Genomic DNA, 10,038 nt, shown 5'->3' on the forward strand with positions numbered 1-10,038 from the left:
ACAGCCGAAATGACTTCGAATTCTGGATCCACCGCCTTGCGGGATGCCCGCCGTATCGTCGTGAAGGTGGGCTCCAGCCTCGTGACCAACGAAGGGCGCGGTCTCGACGAAGCGGCCATCGGCGAATGGTGTCGCCAGTTGGCGGAACTCGTGCGTGACGGCCGCGAGGTCGTCATGGTGTCCAGCGGCGCCATTGCCGAAGGCATGAAGCGGCTCGGCTGGCGCACCCGCCCGCACGAGATCCATGAGTTGCAGGCGGCAGCGGCGGTCGGGCAGATGGGCCTGGCCCAGATGTACGAGACCAAGCTGCGCGAAAACCAGATCGGCAGCGCCCAGGTGCTGTTGACGCACGCCGACCTTGCCGACCGCGAGCGCTACCTCAACGCGCGCTCCACCCTCGTCACGCTGCTGCGGCTGGGCGTGGTCCCGGTCATCAACGAGAACGACACCGTCGTCAACGACGAGATCAAGTTCGGCGACAACGACACGCTCGGCGCGCTCGTGGCCAATCTCGTGGAGGCCGACGCGCTGGTCATCCTCACGGACCAGAAGGGCCTCTACACGACCGATCCGCGCAAGGACCCTGAAGCGAAGTTCGTGCACGAAGCCGCGGCGGGCGATTCGGCGCTCGAGGCCATGGCCGGCGGGGCGGGGTCGAGCATCGGCAAGGGCGGGATGATCACCAAGATCCTCGCGGCCAAGCGCGCCGCGGGCTCGGGCGCCTCCACGGTCATCGCCTGGGGGCGGGAAGCCGATGCGCTGCTGCGCCTGGCGAAGGGCGAATCCATCGGCACGCTGCTGGTTGCGCAGACCGCCAAGCACCAGGCCCGCAAGCGCTGGATGGCCGACCATCTGCAGCTGCGCGGCGCCGTGGTCGTCGACGCAGGCGCGGCGGCCAAGGTGCGGGCCGAGGGCAAGAGCCTGCTGCCGATCGGCATGACGGGCGTGTCGGGCGAGTTCTCGCGCGGCGACGTGATCGCGGTGCGCGATACCGAAGGCGTTGAACTGGCCCGGGGCCTGGCCAACTATTCGAGCGTGGAAGCGCGGCTGCTCTGCCGCAAGCCCTCGTCCGAGTTCGAGCGCCTGCTGGGCTATGTGGCGGAGCCTGAAATGGTCCACCGCGACAACATGGTGCTGATGCCCGGCTGAGGCTGGAAATTGAAACGGGGCTCAAGGCCCCGTTTGTTTTTCCGGCTTACTGAACTTCCCGGACCGGATTCCGGATGTTCTGGACCATTTCCCCGACCGATGCGCGCGGGGCATTGCCGCGGCACAGTGCCTGGCCGGCCAGCGCCTTGGTGTAGCTGGAGTTCAGGTCGTAGAACCGCTTCCACTCGGGCTTTTCGTTCTCGTGCCAGCGGCCTTCGTTGTAGCGGGCGTAGCTCTTCATCTCCGACGTCGCGCAGCGCACGCCTTCGTAGAAGGCATTGACGGCACCGCCGGAGCGGTTGTGCGCCACCACCACGTAGCGGACGATGCCGTCGCCAGTGATGGCGATCGTGTTCGGGTCGATGCCGAACTGCAGGCTCATGTACGGTGGCATCGAGATCGGCAGCAGGCGGCTTTCACTGAACGCCGGGGGCGGCGGAACGGCGGTTTCGGCCCACTCCTTGTCCGTCTCGGTGCGCTTGGGCGGCGGCGGCATGCCGGCCTGGGCCCAGTCGGCATTGTCGGTGTCGTGGTTGCCCGAAGCGCAGCCGGCGAGGACGCCGAAACAGGCGAGCAGGAGGGCGCGTTCAGCGTTGCGTCGGAAGGAAGGGCGCTTTGTGGTTGGCAGAAGGGTCATCGCTCACTGAAGGAATGTCTGGATGCGGATCGAAGCTGCCGCCCGGCGGCAGGTCCAGTCCGGGCGGCGCCCCGGCGTCCAGCGAGTGGCGCTCGAATTCTCGGGCGCGCACGTTGCTGCGCAGGAAGCGGTTGCGGAAATCCTGCCGTGGCAGGTAGCGAGCAAGCTCGGTGAGCGCCATCTCGTAGACGCCGCGCTTGAACTCGACGACCACGTCGAGCGGCACCCAGTAGTCATGCCAGCGCCAGGCGTCGAATTCGGGATGGTCGGTTGCACGCAGGTTGAGATCCCAATCGTGGCCGACGAGTTGCAGCAAATACCAGATTTGTTTCTGGCCCTTGTAGTGGCCCCGTGCGTCACGGCGGATGAACCGATCCGGCACCTCGTAGCGCAACCAGTCGCGGGTACGGGCCACGATGCGCACATGCTCCGGGTGGAGCCCCACTTCCTCATGCAGTTCCCGGAACATGGCTTGCTCGGGACTTTCGCCGCGGTCTATGCCGCCTTGCGGAAACTGCCAGGAATGCGTGCGTATGCGTTTGCCCCAGAAAACCTGGTTTCTCTGGTTGAGCAGGATGATGCCGACGTTGGGCCTGAAGCCGTCCCGGTCGAGCATAATCAAACCCCAATTTTTGAACTGAGTCGATTATGCATGCCGGGGTGCCCTCGGCAAGCTGCGATGCAGGCTCTCAGGGTCTCTCCGGGGGAGCAGTTCCCCACTTCCATTTCGTTTCCATCACCGCGATCCCGATGAAAGCTTCCCGATTTTTTGTCTCCACCCTCAAGGAAGCGCCCGCTGACGCAGAGGTCGCGAGCCACCGGCTCATGATGCGCGCCGGCATGATCAAGAAGCTCGGCACGGGCATCTACACCTACATGCCCATGGGGCTGCGCGTGATCCGCAAGGTCGAGGCGATCGTTCGGGAGGAAATGAACCGCGCCGGCGCCGTCGAGATGACGATGCCGGTGGTGCAGCCGGCCGAGTTCTGGCAGGAGACCGGCCGCTTCGAGAAGATGGGCCCCGAGCTGCTGCGCATCAAGGACCGGCACGACCGCGACTTCGTGATCCAGCCGACCAGCGAAGAAGTGGTCACCGACATCGCCCGCCAGGAAATCCGCAGCTACAAGCAGCTGCCGAAGAATTTCTACCAGATCCAGACCAAGTTCCGTGACGAGCGCCGCCCGCGCTTCGGCCTGATGCGCGGGCGCGAGTTCATCATGAAGGACGCCTACAGCTTCGACCGAGACCTCGACGCGGCCAAGGCCAGCTACCAGGTCATGGCGCAGGCCTACCGCAACATCTTCGACCGCTTCGGCCTGCGCTACCGCGCCGTGGCGGCCGACAGCGGCGCCATCGGCGGCGACCTGAGCGAAGAATTCCAGGTGATCGCCGCAACGGGCGAGGACGCCATCGTCTACTGCCCCGACAGCGACTACGCCGCCAACATGGAAAAGGCCGAGGCGCTCGCCCCGGCCGGCCCGCGTCCCGCTGCAGCCAAGGCACTTCAGAAGACGCCGACTCCCGGCAAGAGCACCTGCGCCGACGTGGCCGAACTGCTGGGCGTGCCGCTTTCCACCACCATCAAGTCGCTGGCGCTGGCCACCGACATCGTGGACGAGGCCGGCAACCCCAAGGGCTCGCAGGTCTGGCTGCTGCTGCTGCGCGGCGACCACGACATGAACGAGATCAAGGTCGGCAAGCTGCCCGGCCTGAACCAGGGCTTCCGCTTCGCGACCCTCGCCGAAATCGACGAGCACTTCGGCTGCAAGCCCGGCTACCTGGGCCCGCTGAACCTCAAGAAGCCCGTCAAGCTCGTGGCCGACCGCGAAGCCGCCGTCATGGCCGACTGGATCACCGGCGCGAACGAAGTCGATTTCCACATGACCGGCGTCAACTGGGGCCGCGACCTGCCCGAGCCCGACCTGGTGGCCGACATCCGCAACGTGGTCGCCGGCGACGCCTCGCCCGACGGCAAGGGTGTGCTGGCCATCGAGCGCGGCATCGAAGTGGGCCATGTGTTCGTGCTGGGCACCAAGTACAGCAAGGACATGAACGCCACCTACCTCGACGAAGGCGGCAAGCCGCAATTCCTCGAGATGGGCTGCTACGGCATCGGCATCACGCGCCTGCCCGCCGCCGCCATCGAACAGAACCACGACGAGCGCGGAATCATCTGGCCCGACGCGCTGGCACCGTTCACCGTGGTGGTCTGTCCGATCGGCATGGACCGCAGCCCCGAGGTCAAGGTGGCTGCCGAAGCGCTCTACGAAGAACTGCTCGCCAAGGGCGTCGACGTGCTGCTCGACGACCGCGGCGAGCGCCCCGGCGCGATGTTCGCCGACTGGGAACTCATCGGCGTGCCGCACCGCGTGGTCATCTCCGACCGCGGCCTGAAGGAGGGCCAGCTCGAATACCAGGGCCGGCGCGACACCGCGGCCACCAAGGTGCCTGTGGCCGGCATCGCCGAATTCATCAGCGGCAAGCTCGCGAAATGAGCCTGGAGGGCGGCCTCTCGCGACGCCATTGCCTGGGCGGCGCCATGACGGCGGGCGCCCTCACGATGTTGTCGCTGCCCCGGACCGCCCAGGCCGGCGCGCAGATCGAGGAGCCGCTGATCGACTCGGTGCGCACCGCGCTGAGTTCGGCCATCCACAACAAGGCGCCGCCGGTGCCCGAGTTCCCGAACACCGAAGCCCGGCTGGTCTACCTGCGCTGGCTCGGCGAGATGAGCGAGCGGCTCAAGAAGAAGATCCCCGACTGGCCGTCGCGCAAGGAATTCCTGCAGACCGCCTGGTACGAGTCCAAGCGCTCGGGCCTCGAGGTGAGCCTGGTGCTGGGGCTCGTGCAGGTCGAGAGCAATTTCCGCAAGTTTGCGGTGTCGAGCGCCGGCGCGCGCGGCTACATGCAGGTGATGCCCTTCTGGACGCGCGTGATCGGCGACTCCGACCCCGGCAAGCTGTTCCACATGCAGACCAACCTGCGCTTCGGCTGCGTCATCCTGCGCCACTATCTCGACCGCGAGAACGGCGACCTGTTCATGACGCTCGGACGCTACAACGGCAGCCGCGGCAAGTCGCCTTACCCGAATGCGGTGTTCGCCAACCAGCGGCTCTGGGCTTTCAACGACAGGGACCGCGAGCGCGACCGCTCGGCCGCCTGACGCAGCCGGACGCCACCGGATCTTCAGGCCGCCGGCGCCTTGGCGGTGCCCGAGCCCTTGGTGACCATCACCTGGTCGATGCGGTAGCTGTCGACGTCCATCACCTCGAAGGTGTAGCCGCCCCAGGTGACGTTGTCGGTGCGCTTGGGCACGCGGCGCAGCATCACCATCAGGAAGCCCGCGAGCGTTTCGTATTCCTCCGAATGCGGCAGCTCGTCGATGTGCAGCGCGCGCTGCACGTCCTGGATGGGCGTGATGCCGTCGATGAGCCACGAGTTCTCGTCGCGCTGCACGATCTGCTCTTCGTCGGGCATCGACACCAGGTCGCCCATCACCGTGCTCATCACGTCGTTGAGCGTGATCACGCCCACCACCAGGCTGTATTCGTTGACGATGATCGCGAAGTCTTCGTGCGCCTGCTGGAACTGCTCGAGCACCTCGGTCAGCGACAGCCGGTCGGGAATGACCAGCGCCTTGTGCAGCGGAAGGCCCTGGTCGAAGGCCAGCGGCTGGCCGCTGAGCACGCGCTGGAACATGTCCTTGGCGTCCACGTAGCCGAGCACGTGGTCGATGTCGCCGTCGCAAACCGGGTAGGCCGAGAACGGCTCGGCCACGATGCGCGCGCGCAGCACCGTCTCGGGGTCGTCGTGCAGGAACCACGCGATGTTGTCGCGCACCGTCATCACGCTGCTGACGAGGCGCGTCTCCAGTTCGAACACGTTGGCGATCACCTGCTGTTCGCGCACCGCGAGCACGCCGGCCCGCGCGCCGGCTTCGGTCATCGCGAGGATGTCGGCCGAGGTGATCTTGTCGTCTCGCGCCATCGGCATGCCGAGCGCCTTGAACAGCAGGTCGGTGCAGCGCGTGAAGAACCACACCAGCGGCTTGAAGGTGGTGATCAGCAGCAGCATCGGCCCGACCATGCGCACCGCCAGCTTCTCGGGGTTGCTCATGCCCAGCCGCTTGGGGAACAGGTCGGCGAACACCAGGAACACCGCGATGACGATCACGAAGGAGCACAGGAACGCCACGTTGCCCGCGGCTTCCACGCTCAGCCATTTCTCGAAGAAGACGGCGAAATAGGGGCTGAGCGACCCTTCACCCACCACGCCGCCGAGGATGGCCACGGCGTTCAGGCCGATCTGCACCACGGTGAAATAGTGGCCCGGCTGCTCCTGCACCCGCAGCACCTTCTCGGCCCGGGGGTCGCCCTCGTCGGCCATCTGGCGCAGTCGCAGGCGGCGCGAGGCTGCGAGGGTGATCTCTGCAAGGGAGAAGAACGCGCTCAGCGCGATCAGCAGGACGATGATGAGCAGGCTTTGAGTCAGGGTCATGGTGGCACGGCGAAGAATGCCATGGTGCCATGACTGAGGGTCTGTTCCAGCGACACCGCGGAACCGGCTTTGCCGGGCCGCTGGTGTCGCCCCCGGCGAGGGGGTTGGCGCAGCGACACGAAGTGCGCGAAGCCTGGGGGAGCGCCTATATCCCGCCGTGGGGGTGGGTCGGGTCGACCCAGAGTACCGACTCCGGCTTCTCCACCGCTTCGATGTCGAGGTTGACCGCCACCGCCTCGCCATCGCTGCGGCACAGCACGCATTCCAGCGTCTCGGTGGCGCTTGCGTTGATTTCCTGGTGCGGCACGTAGGGCGGCACGTAGATGAAGTCGCCCGGCCCGGCTTCGGCCGTGAACTCGAGCTTCTCGCCCCAGCGCATGCGGGCCCGGCCGCGCACGACGTAGATCACCGATTCGAGATGTCCGTGATGGTGCGCCCCGGTCTTGGCGTCGGCATGGATGGTCACGGTGCCGGCCCAGAGTTTCTGCGCACCGACGCGGGCGAAATTGATGGCCGCGGCTCGGTTCATGCCGGGTGTCTGGGCGGTGTTCACGTCGAGCTGGTTGGCGGCGATGACGCGCACGCCGTCATGCTTCCAGGCCGGTTCGCCCTCGTGGGAATGACCATGTGAATGGCCGTGCGAGTGGCCGTGATCGTGGCTCATCGCCGAGCCGCCGGATCAGGCCGAAGCGCCGCCGCCGATGACCTGCTGCAGCTCGCCGGACTCGTACATCTCCATCATGATGTCCGAGCCGCCGATGAATTCGCCCTTCACGTAGAGCTGCGGGATGGTGGGCCAGTTGCTGTATTCCTTGATGCCCTGGCGGATGCCGTCGTCTTCGAGCACGTTGACGGTCTTGAGCGCCTTGGTGTCGACGCCGACCGCCTTGAGGATCTGGATCGCGCGGCCCGAGAAGCCGCACATCGGGAAGCTGGCGTTGCCCTTCATGAAGAGCACGAGTTCGTTGGTTTTGACGAGATCGTCGATACGTTGCTGGGCGTCGGACATGAGGACTCCTGAAAAGTGGGCTGAGGGGATTATTTCACCGTGCGCCAGATTCCGCCGGAGCAGCGCTGGATGCCGGCGAGGTCGTCGCGGCTTTGCACTTCGGCGAAACCGCGTTCGGCGAGCAGTTGGCGCACCGCGGCGGCCTGGTCGTGGCCGTGTTCGAGCAAGAGCCAGCCGCCTTCCGAGAGGTGCGCCGGGGCGTGCCGGACGATCCGGCGGATGTCGTCGAGCCCGTCGGCACCCGCGACCAGCGCGGAAACGGGCTCGTGGCGCAGTGCGGGCAGGTGCGGGTCGTTGGCGGCGATGTACGGCGGGTTGCTGGCGATGACCGTATAGCCGGTGTCGGCGCCGTCGAGCCAGTCGGCCAGGGCGAAGCGCACCGGCAGGCCCAGGCGCCGGGCGTTGGCCTGCGCGACCGCCAGCGCGTCGGCGCTGGCATCGACCGCGTCGACCCGCGCGTCGGCGCGCGCGTGCTGGAGGGCCAGCGCGATCGCGCCGCTGCCCGTGCCCAGGTCGAGCACGCGCGGCGCAGCTTGCCCTTCGAGGCACTGCAACGCCCATTCGACCAGCGTCTCGGTGTCGGGCCGCGGCACCAGCACCCGTGCATCGACCCGCAGGTCGAGCCCGTGGAATTCCTTCTCGCCGAGCAGATACGCCACCGGCTCGCCCGCGAGGCGGCGCGACAGTTGCGCGGAGAGCGTGGACCACGCGGTGTCCGGCATCGCGTCGGTGTCGTGCGCCAGCAGCCACGCGCGGTCGTGCGGCGCGCGCCCGAGCGCATGCAGCAGCAGCAACTGCGCGTCGAGCCGGTCGATGCCCAGCGCGATGCCGGCGGCCAGCGCCTGCGCCACGGTGGACGGCTTGGGGTCGTCGGTGGCCATCACGCCGGCAGGCTCGATTCCAGCTCGGCCAGCTGCTCGGCTTCACGCGCGGCGCGCAGGGCGTCGAGCACGTCGCCGAGGTCGCCTTCCATGATGGCCAGCAGCTTGTAGAGCGTGAGGTTGATGCGGTGGTCGGTGAGCCGGCCCTGCGGAAAGTTGTAGGTGCGGATGCGGTCCGAGCGGTCGCCGCTGCCGATCAGCCCCTTGCGCATGGCGGCGTCCTTGGCGGCGCGCTCGCTGCGCTCCTTCTCCTGGATGCGCGCCGACAGCACCTGCAGCGCCTTGGCCTTGTTGCGGTGCTGGCTGCGGTCGTCCTGGCATTCGGCCACGATGCCGGTCGGGATGTGCGTGATGCGCACGGCCGAATCGGTCTTGTTGATGTGCTGCCCGCCCGCGCCGCTCGCGCGGTAGGTGTCGATGCGGAGGTCGGCCGGGTTGATCTGCACGGCCACGGTTTCGTCGGGCTCCGCCAGCACGGCCACCGTGCAGGCGCTGGTGTGGATGCGGCCCTGCGTCTCGGTGGCCGGCACGCGCTGCACGCGATGGCCGCCCGACTCGAAGCGCAGGTGGCCGAACACGTCGTCGCCGGAGATGCGCACCACCACTTCCTTGTAGCCGCCGAGCTCGCTCTCGCTCTCGCTCACGATCTCGCAGCGCCAGCCGGCGCGCTCGCAGTAGCGCGTGTACATGCGCAGCAGGTCGCCCGCGAACAGCGCCGATTCGTCGCCGCCCGTGCCCGCGCGGATTTCGAGGAATGCGTTGCGCGCGTCGTCCGGGTCCTTGGGCAGCAGCAGGCGCTGCAGCTCTTCCTCGAGCTGCACCAGTTCGGCTTCGGCGCCGGAGATTTCCTCGCGCGCCATCTCGGCCATGTCGGGGTCGTCGAGCATTTCCCTGGCGCCGGCGATGTCGGACTCGCGCTGCTTGTAGCGCTCGTAGCGGCCGGCGATCTGGGTGACTTCGGCATGCTCGCGCGAGATGGTGCGGTACTGCGCCATGTCGCTCATGATGTCTTCGCGCGAGAGCAGGAAGTCGAGTTCGCCGAGGCGCTGTGCGTAGCGTTCGAGTTGATGGCGCAGAAAGGATTTCACGGCGGAAGGGGCTCGAAAAAATGGGAGGAAGCCGCAATGCAGCGGCAGGCGCAATGAAGGCTGCGGCCGGCCAGGAGAAGGCCGTGGCCGGGCCGCTGGCGAGCGTCGCTAACGCTCTTTGCGCAGGAACAGGCGCGAGATGGTCTGCGCGGTCTGCTCGCGCGAGGTGGCGTCGCCCGCGTGCAGTTCGGCCAGCGCGCCGTGCATCATCTTCTGCGTGAGCCCGCGCGACATGGCCTCGAGCACGGCCTCGACCGATTCGCCCTTGGCCAGCAGCTTGCGGGCGCGCGCCATCTCGGCGGCACGCCATTCGTCGGCCTGCGCGTTGAGCTGCTGGATCAGCGGCACGGTGCCGCGCTGGCCCAGCCAGTGCATGAAGCTCTGCACGCCGGCGTCGATGATGACTTCGGCCTGCGCCACGGCGGCCTGGCGGTTGGCGTGGCCCTGCTGCACCACCTGCGCGAGGTCGTCGACGGTGTAGAGGTAGACGTCTTCGAGCGCCTTCACTTCGGGCTCGATGTCGCGCGGCACGGCCAGGTCGACCATGAACATCGGGCGGTGCTTGCGTGCCTTGAGCGCACGCTCCACGGCACCCAGGCCGATGATCGGCAGCGTGCTCGCGGTGCAGCTCACGACGATGTCGAACTCCGCCAGCCGCGCGGGCAGGTCGGCCAGCCGCAGGGCTTCGCCGCCGAAGCGCGAGGCCAGCTTCTCGCCGCGCTCGAGCGTGCGGTTGGCGATGCCGATCGACTTGGGCTCCTTGGCCGCGAAGTGCGTGG

At 67.4% G+C, this 10,038-nt stretch carries 11 protein-coding genes; 3 read left to right on the forward strand and 8 right to left on the reverse strand.

The genetic code is table 11. The features are described 5' to 3' along the window. The first annotated feature begins 9 nt into the window (after nt 1-9). Nucleotides 10-1,149 carry a glutamate 5-kinase gene (proB, locus tag QRN67_RS02035; RefSeq protein ID WP_285410131.1) on the forward strand — a complete coding sequence of 380 codons (1,140 nt, stop codon included), beginning with the start codon at nt 10-12 and terminating at the stop codon, nt 1,147-1,149. Between the two features lie 46 nt (nt 1,150-1,195). On the opposite strand, the gene QRN67_RS02040 is transcribed toward proB, so the two are convergent. Further along, nucleotides 1,196-1,786, reverse strand: coding sequence for a CNP1-like family protein (locus QRN67_RS02040; protein ID WP_285410132.1), 591 nt, complete (start codon nt 1,784-1,786; stop codon nt 1,196-1,198). After that, nucleotides 1,737-2,402 carry an RNA pyrophosphohydrolase gene (locus QRN67_RS02045; RefSeq protein ID WP_081267934.1) on the reverse strand — a complete coding sequence of 222 codons (666 nt, stop codon included), beginning with the start codon at nt 2,400-2,402 and terminating at the stop codon, nt 1,737-1,739. The genes QRN67_RS02040 and QRN67_RS02045 overlap by 50 nt, the downstream gene beginning before the upstream one ends. Nucleotides 2,403-2,536: 134 nt before the next feature. Here QRN67_RS02045 and QRN67_RS02050 point away from each other — a divergent pair, with 134 nt between their 5' ends. Both QRN67_RS02050 and QRN67_RS02055 read left to right on the forward strand, forming a co-directional pair. Next, nucleotides 2,537-4,282: a proline--tRNA ligase gene (locus QRN67_RS02050; RefSeq protein ID WP_285410133.1), complete on the forward strand. Its 1,746-nt coding sequence runs from the start codon at nt 2,537-2,539 to the stop codon at nt 4,280-4,282. Continuing rightward, nucleotides 4,279-4,947, forward strand: coding sequence for a lytic transglycosylase domain-containing protein (locus tag QRN67_RS02055; RefSeq protein ID WP_106937028.1), 669 nt, complete (start codon nt 4,279-4,281; stop codon nt 4,945-4,947). The genes QRN67_RS02050 and QRN67_RS02055 overlap by 4 nt, the downstream gene beginning before the upstream one ends. A gap of 23 nt (nt 4,948-4,970) precedes the next feature. On the opposite strand, the gene paeA is transcribed toward QRN67_RS02055, so the two are convergent. From paeA to QRN67_RS02085, 6 genes are all read right to left on the reverse strand, one after another. Next, nucleotides 4,971-6,281 (reverse strand): polyamine export protein PaeA, encoded by a 1,311-nt coding sequence (gene paeA / locus QRN67_RS02060; protein WP_081267937.1) that lies wholly within the window; start codon nt 6,279-6,281, stop codon nt 4,971-4,973. 145 nt (nt 6,282-6,426) lie between these two features. Further along, nucleotides 6,427-6,945, reverse strand: coding sequence for a cupin domain-containing protein (locus QRN67_RS02065; RefSeq protein WP_285410134.1), 519 nt, complete (start codon nt 6,943-6,945; stop codon nt 6,427-6,429). 15 nt (nt 6,946-6,960) lie between these two features. After that, a complete protein-coding gene (gene grxD, locus QRN67_RS02070) occupies nt 6,961-7,290 on the reverse strand; it encodes a Grx4 family monothiol glutaredoxin (RefSeq protein ID WP_081267939.1) in 330 nt (109 codons plus the stop codon). 29 nt (nt 7,291-7,319) lie between these two features. Continuing rightward, entirely contained in the window at nt 7,320-8,171 is an 852-nt protein-coding gene (gene prmC / locus QRN67_RS02075; RefSeq protein ID WP_285410137.1) for a peptide chain release factor N(5)-glutamine methyltransferase, read from the reverse strand. Continuing rightward, nucleotides 8,171-9,259, reverse strand: coding sequence for a peptide chain release factor 1 (prfA, locus tag QRN67_RS02080; protein ID WP_285410139.1), 1,089 nt, complete (start codon nt 9,257-9,259; stop codon nt 8,171-8,173). Before prfA ends, prmC begins: the two co-directional genes overlap by 1 nt. A gap of 108 nt (nt 9,260-9,367) precedes the next feature. Continuing rightward, a partial coding sequence (locus QRN67_RS02085; protein WP_285410140.1) for a glutamyl-tRNA reductase occupies nt 9,368-10,038 on the reverse strand: 671 nt, incomplete at its 5' end.

Origin of the sequence: Variovorax sp. efr-133-TYG-130, from assembly GCF_030208835.1 — a bacterium.
Taxonomy (GTDB): domain Bacteria; phylum Pseudomonadota; class Gammaproteobacteria; order Burkholderiales; family Burkholderiaceae_C; genus Variovorax.

Bases quoted from the DNA above. Each gene is read 5' to 3' on its own strand.
- grxD (WP_081267939.1), bottom strand. From the start codon at position 7,290: ATGTCCGACGCCCAGCAACGTATCGACGATCTCGTCAAAACCAACGAA.
- paeA (WP_081267937.1), bottom strand. From the start codon at position 6,281: ATGACCCTGACTCAAAGCCTGCTCATCATCGTCCTGCTGATCGCGCTG.
- QRN67_RS02055 (WP_106937028.1), top strand. From the start codon at position 4,279: ATGAGCCTGGAGGGCGGCCTCTCGCGACGCCATTGCCTGGGCGGCGCC.
- QRN67_RS02065 (WP_285410134.1), bottom strand. From the start codon at position 6,945: ATGAGCCACGATCACGGCCACTCGCACGGCCATTCACATGGTCATTCC.
- QRN67_RS02045 (WP_081267934.1), bottom strand. From the start codon at position 2,402: ATGCTCGACCGGGACGGCTTCAGGCCCAACGTCGGCATCATCCTGCTC.
- QRN67_RS02040 (WP_285410132.1), bottom strand. From the start codon at position 1,786: ATGACCCTTCTGCCAACCACAAAGCGCCCTTCCTTCCGACGCAACGCT.
- prmC (WP_285410137.1), bottom strand. From the start codon at position 8,171: ATGGCCACCGACGACCCCAAGCCGTCCACCGTGGCGCAGGCGCTGGCC.
- QRN67_RS02050 (WP_285410133.1), top strand. From the start codon at position 2,537: ATGAAAGCTTCCCGATTTTTTGTCTCCACCCTCAAGGAAGCGCCCGCT.
- proB (WP_285410131.1), top strand. From the start codon at position 10: ATGACTTCGAATTCTGGATCCACCGCCTTGCGGGATGCCCGCCGTATC.